Raw genomic sequence first — 19,815 nt, forward strand, 5'->3', positions numbered from 1 at the left:
ACACATGCTGCAGAACCACACTGTCCGACCGCCGCAATTGCTGGCGGGCGTCCGGTATCCCGACGAAGATCGCCTGCGCCGCTATGTCGCCGAAGGCGTGCTGACCGGCGAATCCCTCGCGGGCGCCTTTCGTGAATCGTTCGAACGCCATGCCGACCGCCTGGCGCTGGCAGGCCCCGAAGGCGAGCTGACCTATCGCCAGCTCGACGAGCAGACCGACCGCCTGGCCGCCGCGCTGTTGGCGCTTGGCCTGAAGCCGCTGGACCGCGCCGTGTTCCAGTGCGGCAACTGCAATGAACTGCTGCTGGCGTTCTTCGCCTGCCTGAAGGCCGGCATCATCCCGCTGTGCTCGCTGCAGGCGTTCCGCAAGCTGGAGATCAGCTACCTGGGCAACCTGTGCGAAGCGCGGCTGCACCTGGTGCAGGGCGACGATCCCAAGTTCGACGATGTGGCTTTCGCGGAAGAGATGCAGGCCGAGGTGCCGAGCTTTGCCCACGTCCTGCAGGCGCGCGGCGAGCGCCGTGGCAAGGCAGTGCTGCTGGCCGACCTGATCGAACAGATGCCGCTGGTCCGGGCGCGCGAGCTGCTCGCCGGCGTGCGGCACGATCCCTTCCAGGTGGCCGTGTTCCAGCTTTCGGGCGGCACCACCGGTGTGCCCAAGATCATCCCGCGCTTCCAGAACGAATACCTGTACAACATGCGCGCGGTGGCCGCGTGCAACGGCTACACGCAGGAAGACGTGCTGTTCTTCCCCACGCCGTACATGCACAACCTCAATATGGGCTGCTTCTTCGGCCCGTTCCTGCTGACCGGCGCGACCGTGACCGTGACGCCGGATATCGGCGAGGAGAACCTGCAGCGGCTGGTGCGCGACTACCGTCCGACCTGGTTCGGCGTGGCGGGGCCGATCCTGACGCGGATCGCGCCGGAGCTGGCCAAGGCGGGCGCGGCCGAGCGCGCGCGCCGCAACTTCGTCGCGCCGAAGAACGCGGCGGGGCTGACGCGGCTGACCGGCTCGCCGACGCACCACATCTTCGGCATGACCGAGGGCGTGATCATGTTCGCGCGCCGCGACGATCCGCAGGAGATCCGCGATAGCTCGGTCGGCAGCCCGGTGTCGGAGTACGACGAAGTGAAGATCGTCCATCCCGGCACCGAGGATCCGGTGCCGGACGGCGAGGCCGGCGAGGCGCTGTTCCGCGGCCCGTACACGATCCGCGGCTACTACAAGTCCGAGAAGGAAGACGTGACGCGCTTTACCGCCGACGGCTTCTACCGCTCCGGCGACCTGATGTCGTCGCGCGTGGTCGACGGGCGCCGCTACTACTTCTTCTGCGGCCGCATCAAGGACGTGGTCGACCGCGGTGGCGAGAAGATCAATGCGGAAGAGCTGGAGAACGTGATCAACCTGCATCCGGCGGTGCTTGCCTGCGCCGTGGTGGGCATGCCCGACCGCATCTACGGCGAGCGCGTGTGCGCGTTCATCGTGCCCAAGCCGCCGGCTACCAGCCTGTCGCTGCCGCAGCTGACCGAGTACCTGCAGCAGGCGGGCCTGGCCAAATTCAAGTGGCCGGAGAGGGTGGAAGTTGTGCGCGAATTCCCGCTGACCGCATCCGGCAAGCTCAGCAAGGCGCTGCTGCGCCAGCAGATCACCCAGACGCTCGAGGCCGAGGCGGCCCGTGGCAATACCAATGAAGGGAAGTGAGATGACCCAAGCAACGACCCAAGCGACGAACATTGCCGCGGCGCCATCCGTGCAGCTGCATGGCGTGCACCACACCGCGCGCCCGACGTGGAAGCTGGCCGAGACCGTGCACTTCTACCGCGACCTGCTCGGCCTGCCGCTGGTGCATGCGATCTCTGCCAAGGGCTGGGGTCCGGACAACCATGCCGACTTCCTGCATTTTTTCTTCGACAGCGGCAACGGCAGCACCATCGCCTTCTTCTACTACATCGGCACCGAGCGTCCCGACTGGCTCACGGTGCGCGAGCACTACCAGGACCGCGCCACGCATACCGCCTGGCGCGTGCGCGACGAGGCCGAGCTGCTGCGGTGGCGCCAGCGTGTCGAAGCGGTCGGCATCCCGCTGCGCTACCAGATCCGGCACGAGGTGATCGAGTCGATCTACTTCAACGATCCCAACGGCTATCCGATCGAAATTACCTGGCAGGTGCGTCCGTTCAGCGAGTCCGATGCCGAAGACGCACGGCTGACCATCGAGGCCGCCATCGGGCTGGAGAACGCCGGCAAGGATGGCGCGCCGTTCGGTTCGATCGAACCGGTGTGGCAGCGCAAGGCCGCGCTGATCGACAAGGCCGCGCCGGCGGGCAAGGCCTCGGTGTTCGTGCTCGACGTGCCCGAGTTCGCCGCGCTGCTGGACGTCGCCGACAAGACCGAAGGCTACGCCACCACGCCGCTCGGTAACGGCTACGTGCGCATCGACGGCAACCCCGGCATTCGCTTCGGCCGCAAGGCGCTCGGCTTCAAGCCGGCGGTCTGGTACGGCGCGCTGACCGGCGGGCTGGCAGGGCGCATCGAGCAGTTCGACATGGATGCATTGGTCATCGCCCCGGGGGAAGCCAAATGAAAGTCGCCATTATCGGGGGCGGTCCGTCGGGGCTGTTCCTGGCTATCCTGCTGAAGGAGCGGCTCGCCGATGTCGACATCGACATCTACGAGCAAAACCCGGAAGACGCCACCTTTGGCTTCGGCGTGGTGCTGGCAGACACCGGGCTGTCCAATCTGCGCGCGGCCTCGCCGGCCGTGGTCGACGAGCTGGCGCGCGCGATGCGCTTCAGCGACCGCCATTCCATCGTCAGCCACGAGTACCCAATCACGATGAAGCGCCCGGGCGCGGGCGGCGGCGCGATCCCGCGCATCCGGCTGCTGCAGATCCTGCAGGCGCGCGCGCGCGAACTGGGCGTGCGGATTTCGTATAACCAGCGCATCAGCGATTTCTCGGCGATCGATGCCGATCTGGTGGTCGGCGCCGACGGCGTCAATTCGCTGCTGCGCGGCGCCAACGAGGCCGGTTTCGGCACGCGCCGCCATAGCCTGACCAACCACTTCGCGTGGTACGGCGTGGAAAAGCCGTTCCCGAACCCGGCGCTGGTGTTCCGCAAGTACGAGGGCGGGTATTTCGTCGCCCACTACTATCCCTACTCGGACGCGATGAGCACCTTCGTGGCCGAGTGCGATCACCAGACCTGGCTCGACTTCGGCATGGAGGCGATGACGCAGGAAGAGCGCCAGGCGTTGTTCGAGAAGATCTTTGCCGCCGAGCTGGGCGGCTACCGGCTGGTGTCGAACAACTCGGTGTGGCGCCAGTTCCCGGTGATCGTCAATGACACCTGGCATGTCGGCAACCAGGTGCTGATCGGCGATGCGCTGACCAGCGCGCATTTCTCGATCGGCTCGGGCACGCGCATTGCCATGGAAGACGCGATCGCGCTGGCCGAGGCCATTGTCTCGTCGCCGGACGATGTGCAAGCGGCGCTGCAACGCTATGACGCCAAGCGCCGCCCGGAGAAGGCCAAGCTGATCAGCGCGTCGGAGGCCTCGTACAACTGGTACGAACGCATCCGCGAATGGATGGATCTGCCCACGGCGCATGAGTTCGTGTTCCGCTTCATGACCCGCACCGGCCGCGTCGACCTGAACCGGCTGCGCGAGCAATACCCGAACCTGCTTGCCGAGCTGACGGCGGCGGGCGTGTCGGCGCCGGCAGGGCCGCACCCATGATCCGCGCCACCGAGTACGTGCTGAGCGACCAGCCCTTCGTGGTGCGCCGCACCGTGCGCTGGGGCGACTGCGATCCGGCCGGGGTCGTCTACACCGGCCGTTTCACGGACTACCTGCTCGGTGCGGTGGGGCTGTTCTCCGACCATATCGCCGGCGGTGCGGGGCGGCTGGGCACTCTGCATGGTGTCGGTACGCCGTGCAAGGCCATGCGTTTCGAATTCATCGGCACGTTATGGCCTGACGATGTGATCGACATCGAGTGCTGGATCGAAGCGATCCGCACGCGCTCCTACGACATCCGCTGCATGGCCCGGCGCCCCGACGGGAGCGCGGTGTTCGACGCGACCTTCTCGCCGATCTGCGTGCGGTTGGACGAACGTGTCGGCACGTCCATTCCCGACTCGCTGCGCGCCGCGCTGTCGGCCTTCCTGCGGCCCGCTACCGCGCGCTGATGCGCGGCGATGCCGCCGAATCTCTCGACTTCCATCATGCAATACAGAATCGGACAGATCGTCCCCAGCTCCAACATCACCATGGAGCGCGAAGTCCCCGCCATCTTCGCCGGCCGCATGCAGGTGCTGCCCGAGCGCTTCTCCTTCCATTCCAGCCGGGTGCGCATGCACCGCGTGGTGGCCGAGGAACTGGCGCAGATGAACCGCGACATGGGCCGCTGCGCGCAGGAACTTGCCGATGCGCGCGTCGACATCATGAGCACCGCATGCCTGGTCGCGACCATGTGCATGGGGCAGGGCTACCACCGGCAGGTCATCGAAGACCTTACCGCGGCGATCGGCGACGGGCCGCACCTGCCTGAAGTGATGACCTCCGCCGGCGCACTGGTGGAAGAGCTGAAGGACTTCGGCGCGCGCCGCATTGCGCTGCTGGCGCCATACAGCGACGCACTCACGCGCACCGTGGTCGACTACATCGAAAGCGAAGGCATCGCGGTGCAGGATGCGATCAATTTCTCGATCCTCGACAACCTGGAAGTCGGCGCGCGCGATCCGATGCAGCTGCTGCAGGACGTGCAGCGTCTAAATACCGCCGGCGTCGATGTGGTGGTGCTGTCCGCCTGCGTGCAGATGCCGTCGCTGGCGGCGCTGGAGCCGGCCCAGCAGGCGCTCGGCATCCCGGTGACATCGACGGCGGCCTGCACCGCGCGCCAGATGCTGCGCCGGCTCGGCCTGCGCGCCGAAGCGCCCGGCGCCGGCGCCTTGCTCGGCAGCCGCACCGGACTGGCATGACACAAAAGCGACCGCCCGCAGAGACGGTAACCATCCGCAACGGAGACACCACCATGCAGCAAGCCCCCCAACCGGCGCCGGCCGCCGGCCGCTGGACCTATGTCGTCGTCATCCTGGGTGCGGCGCTCGGGATGCTCGCGGGTTACGCCCCGCTGTTCAACGCCACCGCCGGCGTCTTCGTGCAGCCGCTGGCGCAGGAGTTCGGCTGGGGCCGCTCGGAAGCTTCGCTGTCTTACGCGGCGTCGATGTTCGGGCTGGCGGTGGTCAGCCCGCTGGTCGGCACGATGATGGACCGCTTCGGCATCCGCCGGGTGATCGCGGCGTCGGCGCTGGTGTTCGGCATCGCCACGGCATGCATGGCCTTGCAGGATGGCAGCAAGACGATGTGGGTGAGCCTGTCGGTGGTGGTTGGCGTGTTTGGCGCTGCGACCTCGGTGCTGGGCTATCTGGCGGTGCTGCCGCAGTGGTTCGACCGGCGTTTGGGGCTGGCGCTTGGCATCGCGATGTGCGGCCTCGGCGCGGGCACGGTGCTGATGCCGGCCACCGCGCAGTACCTCGTCACTGGCTACGGCTGGCGCACGGCTTATGTTGCGCTGGGACTCGGGTCGATCGTGCTGTCGCTGCTGGCCTGCGCGCTGCTGCGCGAGCGCCGCGTGCCCGGCATGGCGCGTGCCGCATCAAAGGCGGCAGCGCCCGGGGTGCCGCTGCGCGAGGCGCTGCGCAGCTACCGCCTGTGGGCGATCTGGGGGGTGTTTATCCTGGCGTCGTCGGCAACGCTGTCGCTGGGGCCGCACCTGCCGGCGATGTTTGCCGACAAGGGCTTCAGCCCGGCCGAAGCGGCACGCAGCGCGTCGATGGTCGGTGTGGGGCTGCTGGTGGGCCGCATCCTGACCGGGGTGCTGATCGATCGCATCCATGCGCCGTTCGTCGCCTGCGTGTTCTTTGTCGGCGGTGCCGCGGGCATCTACCTGCTCGGCGTCACGCGGGATTACCAGTTGCTGCTGGTCGCCGCCACGCTGATCGGGCTGACCATCGGCGCGGAGGGCGACCTGATCTCTTACCTCGTGCGCTCGTATTTCGGGCTGCGCGCGTTCGGGGCGCTGTTCGGGATTGCGTTCTCCGGCTACGGCTTTGGCGCGGTGATCGGGCCGATAGGGCTTGGAGGCTGGTTCGACCAACATGGCAACTACGACACGGCGCTGCTGGTGCTGCCGTGCATGCTGCTGGCGGCGGGGGCGCTGACGCTGTCGCTGGGGCGTTACCTGCGCCCGAGCACTCATGGTTCGGGCTTGCCCGAGCCCGCCGGCGCCTGAGTTCGCCATGGCTGGCGCAGCACGGTAAAATTACCAGGGCCGCAATTTATGCGGCCCTGTGTCCACGACCGGTCAGACCAACATGCCAGCCGCACGCCGCAATCCTACTGCCGCCGCAACCGCCGCAAGCGCCGGAAAAACTGCCGCCACCCCCACTGCGCCGCGCCGCCGTGGTCGGCCGCCCAAGACAGAATCGCCCATCGGCGCCGAGCCGATGCTGAGCCGGGTTGCGATCCTGCAGCATGCGATCAAGCTTGCCAAGTCCATGCCACTGGACCAGATCTCGATGGTGCAGCTGGCCAGGGATTTTGGCGTGGCGCCCGGGTTGATCCACTATTACCTCGGGGGCCGTGACCAGCTGGTGTCCGGCGTGCTCAACGACTACTACCGCCAGCGCGTTGGGGCGCTGCCGTCGCTGACCGGCGACTGGCGAGCCGACGTGGAGGGAATTGCAAGGCTCAGCTTTGAAGTGGCGGTGGAGAATCCTGGCGTCAGCATTTACGTGGCTTCGCACAACCGCTTCCGCCTGTTCCAGGACGTCGAACCGGGCGAGACGGATTACGGGATGGAGTTCTTCAACCGGATGACGTCGGCCATCATGCAGGGCGGATTTACGGCCGAACAGGTGGCCCTGGGCTATCACCTGATTGCGCAGTATCTGGTGTCGGCCAGCATGGCCGAGGCCTCGCGGCAGCTCCCCGCTTATCACCAGGCATTTATTGAGAAGAAGCTGGAGTCGGCCTCCGAGCTGCAGTATCCGGGGGCGCGCTTTGTCAGCAAGGCGTTTTCGCGGCTGTCTTCCGATAGTGCCTTCGAAGAAGGATTGCGCATCACGCTTGATGGCATCGAGGCGTGGAAGCGGCAGAGTCGCCAGCCGTTGCGAAAATCCCGGGACAAGGCCGCCTGAAAATTTCGGCCGTTGTACGGCGCTTCATGGCTTGGCTCTGACTTCCAGGCAGTTTCCTTAGTGGTAAGTACTTATTTGAGACCAAGGCAATTAATTTAAAATTGTCTGTATATCAAATAGCATTGCCACGCCGCCCCCGGCAGGCTGTGCGCCATACATGGGAGACAACATGAAACGTCGCGCCTGCCTCGGGCTGCTTCTTCTTGCCGGGCTTACCGCCACGGCTTCTGCCAACGCTGCTGCCTATCCGGAGAAGATGGTTCGCATCGTAGTGCCATCGATCGCGGGCAGCGCCCCCGACATCATCGCGCGCCAGGTTGCCGAACGCCTTACTGCCGTGTGGAAACAGCAGGTCATCGTCGAAAACAAGCCAGGCGGCAACGGCATTGTTGCCATGACTGCACTGCGGCAATCGGCGCCGGACGGCTACACACTGGGCCTGTTCCATGCTGCGGCCGCAGTGATCACGCCAATGATGTACAAGGAGGCCAAGTTCGACATTCAGCGGGACACGGAGGTCGCGTCGACACTGGCCTACACGCCCATGATGTTCGTTGCCGATCCTAAATCGGGATACCAAAGTCTTGCTGAAGTGCTCAAGGCAGGAAAGGCTAGTCCAGACGATATCGCCATCGGCAGTCCGACCCGTGGATCAGTGCCTCACTTGACCGCCGAGATGATGGGCCAGTTGCAGAAGGTCAAATTCCGCCAGATCAGCTTCAGCGGCACCACGCAGGCGATCCAGGCTGTGGTCAAGGGCGATGTACCGGTTTACGTCGACGGCATCGCACCTCTCGTGCCGCTTGTACGCAGCGGCCGGCTCAAGGCGCTGGCGGTTACTTCGGACACTGCGTTGCCTGGGCTGGACGGAATTCCGCTCGCAAAGGATGTGGCACCGGGCTTGACCGTCAAGGGCTGGTTTGCATTGTTCGCGCCGAAGGGCACACCCGCCGCCGTGCTCGATGAGGTGAATGCGGCCGTAAGCCGCACCTTAGCGCAGACGGCCTTCGTCGAACGGCTTAAGGATCTTGGCACCTATCCAATGGCGCTTGGCCGCGAGCCGAGCGCACGTTTTGTGCAGGGCGAGAAAGTGCGATGGGAGCGGGTGATTCAAGACGCGGGCGTCAAGCCAGAATAACTAACCCACAACAACGATATGTACATGACAGACAGAGGTGACATGCGTTTCTCCTTGCGCCGGACGGCAACTGCTGCGGTACTCAGTGCATATATCGCGATTGGCGTCCACTCCTCCACGACCTACGCGCAGCAAGCCAGCGCACCGGCGGCAGCGGGAGAGGAAGCTCACTTGGTTCTGCTGGGTACCTCTGGAGGGCGAACTTCGTGGCGCGGCGTACAGGCTGCCGGAATCTCGTCGGCAGTGGTGGTGAATGGCCAGGTCTACCTGGTGGATTTTGGCGCCGGGTGGCTTCGTCGTTTTTTCCAGGCGGGGCTCGGTGCACCACCGCCAGCGCGCGGTCTCGAATCGCTGCGAGCTGCGTTTATTACTCATTTGCATGCGGACCACGTGGTGGATTACCCCTCGCTCGTACTGTTTGGCGCGTCCGACGGACTAAGCGAGCGTAAGGACCCCGTGCTGGTGTTCGGACCTGGGGCACGGGGAAAGCTGCCACCCGTCAGCGGTAGCACGACTGGTGTGTCGGCGGTCGTCGCACCGGAAGGCCCAACCCCAGGTACCGTCGCGATGACCGAGGCGATGTACCGGGCGTTTGCTACCGACATTAACGACAACATTCTTGATAGCCGTAAGCCTAACCCGCATAGCCGGATCAAAGTGCAGGACATCGCCATCCCCGCGCAAGCAGGCATCGATCCCAATACGGATCCGGCACCCGAGATGGCGCCGTTTCCGGTATACCAAGATGAGAATGTCAGGGTTACCGCCACATTAGTCAGCCATCCGCCGGTATATCCGTCATTTGCTTTCCGCTTCGATACCCCACACGGGTCTGTCGTTTTCTCTGGCGACACGAGCCCAAGTCGAAACCTTGTCAGGCTCGCGCAAGGGGCGGACGTGCTCGTCCATGAAGTGATCGACACTGCGTGGGTCAATGCCTTGTACCCGAAGCCACGCAATGCAGCACAGGAAGCGAAGGCGCATCACCTCGTGCATGCCCATACCGCGGTGGAAGACGTTGGTGCAGTGGCGCAAGCGGCAAAAGTGAAGGTTCTGGTTCTGTCGCATCTGGCACCAGCCGACAATACGGCAGCGCGCTGGACAAGGGCAAAGGAGGGATTCGAGGGCGAGCTTATAGTCGGCAGCGACCTGCAATGGATTCCGTTACGGGCGAAATCGCGAAGCAATTCCGAAAAGTGACAACGATAATGACGCGCGAGATCCACTCGGCGCCACGCTCCGCACAGACCGTCCGTACTGCTTGTTCGACATCCTCCTGCCAAAGGTACAGGACGAACGGATTGAGCGGAGCAGTGACTGTGGCCAGCGCCTGTACGTAGTCGAAAATCAACGCAGACTCGGCGTCCATCAGCAGCAGGTGAGTCAGGTCTCCATGAAACAGTTGGCCGTCCATTACCGGGATTGAGGTCTCCACCTGTGTCGCCTCGACAAAGGCTTGCCACCTGGCCAGGGCACGGTCCGCGAGATGCTGTGGTGTCGCGTCCCGCCACGGTTCAAACCAGTGTTCAAGTTCGTCTGTCGCGCGCACCGGGTGGGGCTCTGTCCTCTCGTGGACCGGCAAAGCTGGCTGCCCCGCCTCTTGCAAATATTTCGCAATGAGGCGCATCGTCGTTGACTTGCCTGAACCCATGATGCCCTCAACGATCACAAGCCGATGCGCGGTGGAAGGCTCTGCACTGCCAGACGTCGTCGAACTCGTCATTTTCGCAAACGGTTCCCTGGGAGGACGCCTACGCTAGGCCGTACATGCAGGGTTGTCAACAATTTGGGTCTAACTGTGCGACGTGACAGCAAGGCGCACGCGCGCGTTGCCCCGCCACTTTGTACCGCTTTGTATCCCGCCTTGCGACCGACACGGCGGCTGACAAATGCGGTCCGCATCGGCTACATGGCCGATACACCGGTCACCTTAAATACGTTCCGTGGCCGCGGCGTCGGATACCCGAAAGCGAAAGCCGGCCCGCTCAACCCTCAATGTGAACTGAAAGGAAACCGATCATGACTACCCGAATCGCCCGCCGCTTTGTCTTCGCCCTCGCCCTTGCTGCCGCCGCTGCCGGCGCACAGGCCGCCAGCTTCTCCGCCGCAGGCGCACGCGACCCGTTCGCCGATGGTGCCCGCAGCGCGGTGGACGCCCGTGACCCGTACGGCGAGGGCGCGCGCTCGGTCCAGGAGCCGCGCAGCCCGTACCGCGACGGCGCCCGCAGTCTCGATCCGTTCAGTGACGGCGCGCGCAACGTCGACCCCTACACCGACGGCGCACGTTTCGTGGCCGGGCTTGACCGCAGCGGCGTCTCGGCGGATCCGGCGCGCAGCATCGATCCGTATCTCGATGGCGCCTACGCCTAAGCCGTGCCGGCCGGCTTCCTCTCCACCAACACAACAGGAACAAGACATGACCCGTATCGAAAAAGTGCTGTACACCGGCAAGGTCCATATCACCGCGGGCGGCCGCGACGGCGAGGCGCGCAGCGATGACGGCCGCCTGAACCTGCAGCTGTCCTCGCCCGGCTCTCGCGGCGCCGGCACGAATCCGGAGCAATTGCTGGCGGCGGGCTGGTCGGCTTGCTTCATCGGCGCGATCGGGCTGGCTGCCGGCAAGCGGCAGGTCAAGCTGCCGTCGGACCTGTCGGTCGACGCCGAGGTCGACCTGGGCACGGCCGGCGACGCCTACCTGCTGCAGGCCCGGCTCAATGTCAGCATTCCCGGCATCGAGCGCGAGCTGGCGCAGGCACTGGTCGATACCGCCCACCAGACCTGCCCGTACTCCAAGGCGCTGCGCGGCAACATCCACGTCGAGACCCGGCTGGTCTGAAGCAAGGGGGCTGCCTCATGGTGAGGCAGCCCTTCGATCCTGCTGCGGCAGCGCACGCGCCGCTCAGGCCAGCGTCTGCGCGACGATGGCCGCCGCGGCCAGGCTCGAGGTGCCGATGGCCAGCCAGCATCCGAGCAACAGCGCGCCATGGGCGAGGCTTCGGCTGGGGTTCATGGTGTGGTCTCCTGTCAGATGCTGGCGGCGTGGCTCAGCGCTCGATCACCGGCGCGTGTACCGGGGCGATCGATGCGTGCGGCGTGGCGGTGCGTTGCGCCGCCTTGTGCACCATGGTGTAGGCGTAGTCGATGCCCATGCCGTAGGCGCCCGAGTGTTCCCTGGCGATGCCCGTGACGGCGTCATAGGTGTCGCGGTTCTTCCAGTCGCGCTGCCACTCCAGCAGGACCTGCTGCCAGGTCACCGGCACCACGCCGGCCTGGATCATGCGCTGCATGGCGTAGTCGTGCGCTTCCTTGCTGGTGCCGCCCGAGGCGTCGGCGACCATGTAGATCTCGTAGTCGCCTTCCAGCATCGCGCTCAGCGCGAAGGTGGTGTTGCAGACCTCGGTCCACAGTCCGGCCACCACGACTTTCCTGCGGCCGGCGGCCTGCAGGGCGTCGCGCACCTTCTGGTCGTCCCATGAATTCATCGAAGTGCGCTCGAGGGTCTGCTTGCCGGGAAACACATCCAGCAATTCGGGGTAGGTGTAACCGGAGAACGAATCGCTCTCGACGGTGGTGATGGTGGTCGGCACGTCGAACACCCTGGCCGCCTTGGCCAGCCCGATCACGTTGTTCTTCATGGTCTGGCGGTCCATCGACTGGACGCCGAAGGCCATCTGCGGCTGGTGGTCGATGATGATCAGCTGGCTGTTGCGCGGGGTCAGGACTTCAAGCTTGGCGTTCGACATGACGATTCTCCGAATAAATTCAAAATTGTTGATTGTCTGCGGTGGCGCTGTTTTGCTTGTGTCGCGCCGCATATGCAGAAATATAGCTAACGGCTCGCGCACTTCCGGCGCTGTGCATTGTCAGTGTTATTCAAAAAAATTGATTAGACAGATCCCTGCCTACCTTGCACCGGCAGGGATTTCCTTGTGGTTGAAAATGCGAATTGTTATCATTTGTGGTCGCTTCATGCCCGCATCTCGCCATGCCCGCCGCTCCCGTCCCCGCTTGCCATCTTTATTGTTTCAGCCGCGCCGCCTGGCCACGTGATGCCGCTACGTGCGCGGTGCCTGGGGTGCCGGCGTGAGCAAGGCCTTGCAGGCGGCCGGTTGGCGCTATCGCGCCGGCGTGGGCGCGCGCGCCGTCGCCGCCATTGCCGGCGGCTACGCGCTGGCCGCGCTGGCCACGGCGGTGCTGTCGCTCTACCTGCCGATGGCGCGGCACGATGCCGTGACCACGGCGACGCTGATGTCGTTCGCCATCTATGCCGGCGCGGCGGTCTGGGTGTTCGCGGTGCGTAGCGCGTGGCGCGCGTGGGCGGGCCTGGCGCTGCCGGCCGCGCTGCTGTCGGCCATGCTGGCGCTTGGGCGGGGGGCGTGATGCGCGCGGGCTTCAGGCAGTCGATGGCATGGCTCCACACCTGGAGCGGCCTGCTGGTGTGCTGGGTGTTGTTCCTGATGTTCTGCGGCGGCACCGCGAGTTACTACAAGGAAGAGATCTCGCTGTGGATGCGGCCGGAGCTGCATCGCACCGCGCCGGCCAATGCCGCGCAGTCGCCCGCCGCGCAGGTACCGCCCGGGCAGATGGCACAGAACGCGTTGCGCTATCTCGAGCGCGAGGCACCCGATGCCCTGCGCTGGTTCATCACGCTGCCTGATGGGCGGCGCGATGCGGTCAATGTGCTGTGGACCTACAAGCCCGGGCAGGCGCCTCGCGATGCCGACGGCAAGCCGCGCCGCTTCGACACGCGCCTGCTCGATCCCGCCACCGGTGCGCCGCTGCAGGCCGCGCGCGAGACCCGCGGCGGCGAATTCCTTTACCGGCTGCACTTCGACCTGCACTACATGCCGGCCAAGTGGGCGCGCTGGATCGCCGGGTTCTGCGCCATGTTCATGCTGGTGGCGATTGTCAGCGGCGTGATTACCCACCGCCGCATCTTTGCCGACTTCTTTACGTTCCGGCGCGGCAAGGGCCAGCGTTCCTGGCTCGACGCGCACAACGCGCTGGCGGTGCTGCCGCTGCCGTTCCACCTGATGATCACCTACACCGGGCTGGTGACATTGCTGTTCATGTACATGCCGTGGGGCGTCGAGGCCGCGTACGGCGGCGACCAGCGCGCCTTCCAGGCGCAGACCCGGCTGCGCCCGCTGCCGCCCAAAGCCGCGGGCGAGGCCGCGCCCCTGGCCAGCGTGCCCGCGATGATGGCGCAGGCCGAGCGCGCGTGGCAGGGCGGGCAGGTGCGCCGCATCGTGGTGAACCTGCCGGGCGACGCCAACGCGACCGTGACCCTCTCGCGCGCCGAGCCCGCTACGCTGGCGCACGATCCGTCCGCGCTCGAATTCGCGGGGACCAGCGGCGCCGTGCTGGGCACGTATGCCGAGGACAAGTCCGCCGCCGAGCTGACGCGCAGCGTCATGACCGGGCTGCATATCGCCAGCTTTGCGCCGCCGGGCCTGCGCGCGCTGTTCTTCCTGTGCGGGCTGGCCGGCACCGCCATGGTTGCCACCGGCGCGATCCTGTGGGCCGTGCGCACGCGCCAGCAACAGGCCAAGGCGATCGCTGCGCGAGGGCGGCCGGGGTTCGGGCTGCGCCTGGTCGAGGCGCTCAATATCGGGGCGATCGCGGGCCTGCCGGTGGCCTTTGCCAGCTACTTCTGGGCCAACCGGCTGTTGCCGGTGGCGATGGCGCAGCGGCCCGAGGCCGAGGTCCGCTGGTTCTTCATGGCCTGGGCCGCGTGCGCGCTGCTGGCGCTGTGCCGGCCCACGCGCGGCATGTGGCGCGCGCAGCTGTGGGCGGGTGCGGCGTTGTTCGGCACCATCCCGCTGCTCAATGCGCTGACCACCGGCTCGCATCTGGGTGTGACCTTGCTGCAGGGACGCGGGCCGGCCGCCGTGGCCGGCTTCGACCTGGTATCGCTCGCGCTGGGCCTGGGGCTGGGCGCCGCCGCGTGGATGACCGGCCGGCGGCAGCCGGCGCCCGCGCGCGTGGCAGCGCGCGCTCGCAACGTCGCCGCCGGCGCGCAGGAGGCTGCATGAACGCGCTGGCTGCCTTCGCGCTGTCGCTGGCCGGGTTTGCTGCGCTGGCGCTGTCGCTCGAGCGCCACCATGCCGATATCCATGGCCGCGGCAGCATGCCCGCGCGCGGCGCGGTGGCGCGTCTGCGCCTGGCCGGCGCGGTGGCGCTGGCGTTGGCGTGGGCCCTGCATGTCGCCGCCCAGGGGGGGCCGCTGGGCACGGTGGCATGGGTGGGCACGCTGACGGCCAGTGCCATCGCCGTGGCGCTGGGCTTGTCCTACGCGCCGCGCGCGGTGCAGCGCCTGCTGCCCGGCATGGCGCTGGTCGGGCTGGCCGGCGCGGGCGCCGGCTGGCTGCTCGCCGGCTGAGCCGCCCCGGCGGCGACGCGCGGCCGGGCGGCGCACTCAGCCTGCCGGTTGCGGCCGGCCGGTTGCTTCGGCGGGGTGTGCGATTTCGCGCCCGGCGCCGCCCACGACATCGCCCAGCACCTCGAGCAGCCGCTGCGGCGGATACGGCTTGCGCAGCACGGCGACCGCGCCAAGCCCCGCACGCTGCGCCGGCGTCAGGTCGAGCGCATAGCCGGTGGCGAACACCACGCCCAGCCCCGGATGGCGCGCGCGTGCCGCCAGCGCCAGCTCCACGCCGGAGTCCCCGGCCAGCGCCACGTCGGTCAGCAGCACGTCGACCACGTTGCCCGCCAGCATGGCGAGCGCCGCGGCCTCACTGTCCGCTTCCAGCGCGTGCAGGCCATAGGCGCGCAGGACTTCCGCGGTGCCGGCGCGTACCAGCGCGTCGTCGTCGACGCACAGCACGCACAGCGGCGCGGCAGGCGGCGCCTGGCCGGCCGGCGTGGCGGGCGGGGCGATCGCTGCGATCGCGGCGCGCTGGCCACGGTTGGCCAGCACGTGGCGCACCTTGCGCGCCAGCGCCTCGTGGGTATAAGGCTTGCTGAGCAGCTCGATGCCGGCATCGAGCCGCCCGTCATGCACGATGACGCTGTCGGCGTAGCCCGAGGTGAACAGCACGCCCACGTCCGGCAACCGTTCCCGCAGCTTGCGCGCCAGCTCGGTGCTGCGCAGCGGGCCGGGCATCACCACGTCGCTGAACAGCAGGTCTACCGGCACGCCGCGCTCCACGATGGCCAGCGCGCTGTGCGCGTCGCGTGCGCGCAGTACGTGATAGCCCAGGCTGGCGAGCATCTCGACCACCGTCGCGCGCACGTCCTCGTCGTCTTCCACCACCAGCACGGTCTCGCTGCCGCCGCGCGCGGGGCCGGCGTCCGGTTCGATATCCGGATCCTCGTCCCGGCGCACGCGCGGCAGGAACAGCGTGACCGTGGTGCCGTGCCCGGGCTCGCTGAAGATCTTCACGTGTCCGTCGGACTGGCGGATGAAGCCATACACCATGCTCAGGCCGAGGCCGGTGCCCTGGCCCTCGGGCTTGGTGGTGAAGAAGGGCTCGAACACGTGTTCCTGCACCTCCGGCGGCATGCCGACGCCGGTGTCGGTGACCGACAGCAGCACATACTGCATCGGCCCGGCCCCCGCCGGTTCGTCCGCGGCTTCACCCGGCAGCGCATTGCGCGCCGCGATGGTGAGGCGCCCGTGTCCCTGCATGGCATCGCGGGCGTTGATCGCCAGGTTCAGCAGCGCGTTCTCGACCTGGAACGGGTCGACCAGCGTGTTCCACAGGTTGGGCGCCACCACGGTTTCGATCTCGATGCCGTCGCCCAGCGCGCGGCGCAGCATGTCGTCGAGCGTGCGCACCAGCCGGCCCAGGTTGACCACCCGGGGCGCCAGCGGCTGGCGCCGCCCGAACGCCAGCAGTTGCGAAGCCAGCTTGGCGCCGCGCGCGACGCCGGCCAGCGCGTTGCGCAGGCGCGGCTCGGCGCGGTCATCGCCGGCGAGGTCGCGCGCCAGCAGCTGCAGGTTGCCGCCGATGACCTGCAGCAGGTTGTTGAAGTCATGCGCGACGCCGCCGGTCAGGTTGCCGATCGCCTCCATCTTCTGCGCCGTGCGCAGGGCTGCGTCGGCGTGGCGCAGCGCGGCCTGGGCTTCGCGGTCGACGGTGACGTCGCGGCCCACGCCGTGGATATGGCCGTTGGCCGGGTCCACCGACAGCGTCCAGGCCAGCCAGCGCAGCGCGCCGTCGGCGCGCTGCTGCCGGCATTCGAAGCGCACCGGCACGCCATCGTGGCGCAGGGCCTCCAGCTGCGCGCTGGCGCCGGCCTGGTCGTCGGCATAGATGAACGACAGGTACGCACGTCCCAGCACCTGCTGCGGCGCGTGGCCGAGCGTGCGGGTCCACGCCGGGCTGACCCGCTGCAGGCAGCCATCGAAGCGCGCGACGATGAGCAGGTCTTCGCTCAGTTCCCACAGCCGGTCATGGTCGGCCACGGCTTGCGCGACGCGGCGCTCCAGCGTGGCGTTGAGTTCCTGCAGGCGGCGCTCGGTGGCTCGGCGCAGTTCAGAGAGGCGCAGGTTGCTGGCCACGCGCGCCAGCAGCTCCCGCGCCGAGAAGGGCTTGACCAGGTAGTCGTCGGCGCCGCTGCCCAGGCCGCTCACGCGTGCCTCTTCGCCGGCACGGGCTGACAGCAGCAGCACCGGCGTTTCGCGCAGTTCGGCATCGGCGCGCAGCGCGCGCAACAGGCCAAAGCCGTCCAGGCGCGGCATCATCACGTCCGAGACCACCAGTGCCGGCGCATGCGCGCGCGCCTGCGCCAGCGCCGCCTCGCCGTCGGCGGCCACGACCACGCGATGGCCGGCGGCGCTCAGCAGGCGGCGCATGTAGTCGCGCAGGTCGTCGTTGTCGTCCGCCACCAGCACCAGCGCGCCGGCACCGGCCGCATCGCCGGCTTCGGCCGCCGTGTGCGGGAACGGCACGGCCGGGCGCTGCGTTGCCAGTGCCGTCGCCTGCGGCGGCGGCTCGGCCTGGGGCCAGCGCAGTGCGGCTTCGACATAGGCGCGCGCCGGCACGCTGCCGGACGCAGGCGCGGCGTCGGCATCGGATGCCTCGACAGTGTCCGCATCCAGGTCCGCGTCGGCGGCGGCCGGCAGGCGCACGGTGAAGCAGGTGCCCTCGCCGGGCACGCTTTGCACGTCGATCGTGCCGCCTTGCAGCCGCACCAGCTCCTGCACCAGCGCCAGGCCGATGCCGCTGCCTTCGATGGTGCGGCCCTGGGCGCCTTCCACGCGGTGGAAGCGCTCGAAGATGCGTGGCAGTTCCGCCGCCGGAATGCCCACGCCGGTGTCGCGCACGGTCAACGCGACGCCGCCGTCGCCGTGCGGCGCGACGGCCACGGTGATGGCGCCGGCGAAGGTGAACTTGAAGGCGTTGGAGACCAGGTTCAGCACGATGGTCTCCCACATGTCGCGGTCCACCGCCACGGGCCGCGCCAGCGGCGGGCAGTCGACCCGCAGCGTGATGCCGGCCGCTTCGACGCTCGCGCGGAACAGCGAGGCCAGGTCGGCCGTCAGCGCGGCCACGTTGGTGGGCTGGCGGCGCATCGTGACGCGGCCGGACTCGATTCGCGAAAAATCCAGCAGCGCATTGACCAGCTTCAGCAGGCGCAGCCCGTTGCGATGCGTCATTTCCAGCATGGCGCGGTCTTCGCCGGGGCTCGCGCGGCGTACCAGGTCTTCCAGCGGGCCCAGCATCAGCGTCAGCGGTGTGCGGAACTCATGGCTGATATTGGAGAAGAACGCGGTCTTGGCCCGGTCGATCTCGGCCAGTGCCTCGGCGCGCTTGCGCTCTGCCTCGTAGGCCAGCGCCGACTGCATGGCGGCGCCGATCTGCCCGGCCGCCAGCGACAGGAAGCTGCGGTAGCGCGCATCGAACAGACGGAACGGGTTCAGCCCCACCACCAGCACGCCGCGATGCGATGCGCTGCCCGAGGGCGCCACCTCGATCACGGCCGCCGACGAAGGCGGCACGCCCCATGCGCCGCCCGGCAGCGGCACGGCGAAGCGCGAGGCCAGGTCGTCAAGCAGGACCGTCTGCTGCTGCGCCAGCACTTCGGCCACGGGCCACGGCCACTGCGCGTCCAGCGCGATGTGCGCAGGCGCACCCGGGTGGGCGTCATCGATGCCGATGGCGCCGGCGCGCTGCAGCGTGGCGGCGCCGGGCTCGGCCATGTACAGCAGTGCGAACACGATATCGCGCGGGTCCGACGCCAGCGCCGCCATGGCGCGCTCGCACGCGTCGCGCCAGGCGCGCGCCTCGCTGGCCGTAGCCGCCACGTCGCGCAGCACGTTTAGCTGGCGCTCAGCCAGCACGCGCTCGGTGTCGTCGCTGTTGGCGCAGATGATGCCGCCGGTGCCGCCATGGTCATTCGGCACCGGGCTGTAGGAGAAGGTGTAGTAGGTCTCCTCCGGGTAGCCGTTGCGCTCCATGATCAGCAGCTTCTGCTCGACGAAGGTGCCCTCGCTGCCGGTCATCGCGGTGGCCAGCAGCGGGCCGATCTCGGGCCAGATCTCGCGCCAGACCACGGAGGTGGGCTGGCCGAGCGCGCCGGGATGCTTGCCGCCGATGATTGATTTGTAAGCGTCGTTGTAGAAGAAATGCAAGGCATCGCCCCAGCCGATCCAGATGGGCTGGCGCGAGGTCAGCATGATGCGGATCGCCGTCTTGAGGCTGTGCGGCCAGCCTTGCGGCGGCCCCAGCGGCGTGGCGTTCCAGTCGAAGGCGCGCATCAGCGCGCCCATTTCGCCGCCGCCGGCAAGACAGCCCGGCATGTCGGCGGCAGGGACGGGGGCTGCGCTGGGGCCCGTGGCGGATCCAGCGCGGGACGGCGGGGATGGCGGAGATGGCAAGGGCGTCATGCTGGCGGCGGGTGTCCTCATGGTCCTCTCTCGGGGCACGCCGGCCCCGGCGTTCGGCCCGCGCGTCTTGGCAGACTTTGCCTAGCGTTGCCGTGCAATGCAAGCGGGCCGCGAGGCGCCTGATCCGGCGCATTCGCGGCCCTTGCGCGCAGCGTGCTGCAAGCGGATTACAGCGGCGGCGAGACCCAGTACGGGTCGCGCCCGTAGTACTCGTGCAGCGACTTGCCCCACTGCGGGTCGGCCATGCTCGGCCAGCTGTCCTTGTTGAAGCCCGGCGCGGACTTGATCCGGTCCGCCGTCACGGCGATCCGGAAGCACTTTTCGTCGGTGTCCATGACCAGCGCGTTCCACGGGATGGCATGCAGCGTGTCGCCAATGCCGAGGAAGCCGCCGGTGGTCAGCACCGCATAGGCAATGCGGCCGTGCGGCACATCCAGCATGATCTCCGAGATCTTGCCGACATGCTCGCCGTCGGACGAATACGCCTTGGTGCCGTCCAGGCTGGAAGCCGCCATCACTTCCGGGCCCGGGCCTTCACCCACGCCGGAACCGACGATGGCTGCGCCTTGACTGCTGGGAGGTTGGGTTTGCATGCTGTGCTCCTTGTCGCGAGACGGTGGAATGCTTGGCGTGCGCA

General features: G+C 67.7%; 18 protein-coding genes. 14 read left to right on the forward strand and 4 right to left on the reverse strand.

The annotated features are described in order from the left end of the window. Positions 1-4 precede the first annotated feature (4 nt). The 9 genes from RALTA_RS16300 to RALTA_RS29105 all read left to right on the forward strand — a co-directional run bounded on the left by RALTA_RS16300 (position 5) and on the right by RALTA_RS29105 (position 9,544). On the forward strand, positions 5-1,705 hold the full coding sequence (locus RALTA_RS16300; RefSeq protein WP_012354970.1) for an AMP-binding protein: 1,701 nt from the start codon (positions 5-7) through the stop codon (positions 1,703-1,705). Between the two features lies 1 nt (position 1,706). Next, the gene (locus RALTA_RS16305) at positions 1,707-2,588 is read left to right on the forward strand and encodes a VOC family protein (RefSeq protein WP_012354971.1); all 882 of its coding nucleotides are present in this window, start codon (positions 1,707-1,709) and stop codon (positions 2,586-2,588) included. After that, positions 2,585-3,742, forward strand: coding sequence for an FAD-dependent monooxygenase (locus tag RALTA_RS16310; RefSeq protein ID WP_012354972.1), 1,158 nt, complete (start codon positions 2,585-2,587; stop codon positions 3,740-3,742). The genes RALTA_RS16305 and RALTA_RS16310 overlap by 4 nt, the downstream gene beginning before the upstream one ends. Further along, a complete protein-coding gene (locus RALTA_RS16315; protein WP_012354973.1) occupies positions 3,739-4,194 on the forward strand; it encodes an acyl-CoA thioesterase in 456 nt (151 codons plus the stop codon). Before RALTA_RS16310 ends, RALTA_RS16315 begins: the two co-directional genes overlap by 4 nt. A 36-nt stretch (positions 4,195-4,230) precedes the next feature. Beyond that, entirely contained in the window at positions 4,231-4,986 is a 756-nt protein-coding gene (locus RALTA_RS16320; protein ID WP_041232678.1) for a maleate cis-trans isomerase family protein, read from the forward strand. Between the two features lie 53 nt (positions 4,987-5,039). Then, positions 5,040-6,299: an MFS transporter gene (locus RALTA_RS16325; RefSeq protein WP_041232409.1), complete on the forward strand. Its 1,260-nt coding sequence runs from the start codon at positions 5,040-5,042 to the stop codon at positions 6,297-6,299. An 82-nt stretch (positions 6,300-6,381) separates the two neighbouring features. Next, positions 6,382-7,206, forward strand: coding sequence for a TetR/AcrR family transcriptional regulator (locus RALTA_RS16330; protein ID WP_012354976.1), 825 nt, complete (start codon positions 6,382-6,384; stop codon positions 7,204-7,206). Positions 7,207-7,375: 169 nt separating this feature from the next. Then, positions 7,376-8,344 carry a Bug family tripartite tricarboxylate transporter substrate binding protein gene (locus tag RALTA_RS16335; RefSeq protein ID WP_012354977.1) on the forward strand — a complete coding sequence of 323 codons (969 nt, stop codon included), beginning with the start codon at positions 7,376-7,378 and terminating at the stop codon, positions 8,342-8,344. A gap of 24 nt (positions 8,345-8,368) precedes the next feature. Then, the gene (locus RALTA_RS29105) at positions 8,369-9,544 is read left to right on the forward strand and encodes an MBL fold metallo-hydrolase (protein ID WP_157877180.1); all 1,176 of its coding nucleotides are present in this window, start codon (positions 8,369-8,371) and stop codon (positions 9,542-9,544) included. Here RALTA_RS29105 and RALTA_RS16340 read toward each other — a convergent pair. Next, positions 9,477-10,067: a P-loop NTPase family protein gene (locus RALTA_RS16340; RefSeq protein ID WP_012354979.1), complete on the reverse strand. Its 591-nt coding sequence runs from the start codon at positions 10,065-10,067 to the stop codon at positions 9,477-9,479. The two genes, RALTA_RS29105 and RALTA_RS16340, sit on opposite strands and share 68 nt — an antisense overlap. Positions 10,068-10,363: 296 nt before the next feature. On the opposite strand from RALTA_RS16340, the gene RALTA_RS16345 reads away from it, so the two are divergent. Both RALTA_RS16345 and RALTA_RS16350 read left to right on the forward strand, forming a co-directional pair. Continuing rightward, on the forward strand, positions 10,364-10,714 hold the full coding sequence (locus RALTA_RS16345) for a hypothetical protein (protein WP_012354980.1): 351 nt from the start codon (positions 10,364-10,366) through the stop codon (positions 10,712-10,714). Between the two features lie 46 nt (positions 10,715-10,760). Next, entirely contained in the window at positions 10,761-11,180 is a 420-nt protein-coding gene (locus RALTA_RS16350; RefSeq protein ID WP_012354981.1) for an organic hydroperoxide resistance protein, read from the forward strand. A gap of 208 nt (positions 11,181-11,388) precedes the next feature. On the opposite strand, the gene RALTA_RS16360 is transcribed toward RALTA_RS16350, so the two are convergent. Then, positions 11,389-12,087, reverse strand: coding sequence for a hydrolase (locus RALTA_RS16360; RefSeq protein WP_012354983.1), 699 nt, complete (start codon positions 12,085-12,087; stop codon positions 11,389-11,391). Positions 12,088-12,427: 340 nt separating this feature from the next. Here RALTA_RS16360 and RALTA_RS16365 point away from each other — a divergent pair, with 340 nt between their 5' ends. From RALTA_RS16365 to RALTA_RS16375, 3 genes are read left to right on the forward strand one after another with little or no spacing between them, the layout of a single operon-like run. Further along, on the forward strand, positions 12,428-12,724 hold the full coding sequence (locus tag RALTA_RS16365; protein WP_167330462.1) for a DUF3649 domain-containing protein: 297 nt from the start codon (positions 12,428-12,430) through the stop codon (positions 12,722-12,724). Further along, a complete protein-coding gene (locus RALTA_RS16370; RefSeq protein ID WP_012354985.1) occupies positions 12,724-14,379 on the forward strand; it encodes a PepSY-associated TM helix domain-containing protein in 1,656 nt (551 codons plus the stop codon). Before RALTA_RS16365 ends, RALTA_RS16370 begins: the two co-directional genes overlap by 1 nt. After that, complete coding sequence (locus RALTA_RS16375) at positions 14,376-14,726, forward strand: DUF3325 domain-containing protein (RefSeq protein ID WP_012354986.1); 351 nt, start codon at positions 14,376-14,378, stop codon at positions 14,724-14,726. Before RALTA_RS16370 ends, RALTA_RS16375 begins: the two co-directional genes overlap by 4 nt. 36 nt (positions 14,727-14,762) lie before the next feature. Here RALTA_RS16375 and RALTA_RS16380 read toward each other — a convergent pair whose 3' ends face one another. Both RALTA_RS16380 and RALTA_RS16390 read right to left on the reverse strand, forming a co-directional pair. Then, positions 14,763-19,091: a response regulator gene (locus tag RALTA_RS16380; protein WP_167330463.1), complete on the reverse strand. Its 4,329-nt coding sequence runs from the start codon at positions 19,089-19,091 to the stop codon at positions 14,763-14,765. Between the two features lie 254 nt (positions 19,092-19,345). Further along, positions 19,346-19,771, reverse strand: a complete 426-nt coding sequence (locus RALTA_RS16390; RefSeq protein ID WP_012354988.1) for a PRC-barrel domain-containing protein — start codon at positions 19,769-19,771, stop codon at positions 19,346-19,348. Positions 19,772-19,815 lie beyond the last annotated feature (44 nt).

This window comes from Cupriavidus taiwanensis LMG 19424 (assembly GCF_000069785.1).
Taxonomy (GTDB): domain Bacteria; phylum Pseudomonadota; class Gammaproteobacteria; order Burkholderiales; family Burkholderiaceae; genus Cupriavidus; species Cupriavidus taiwanensis.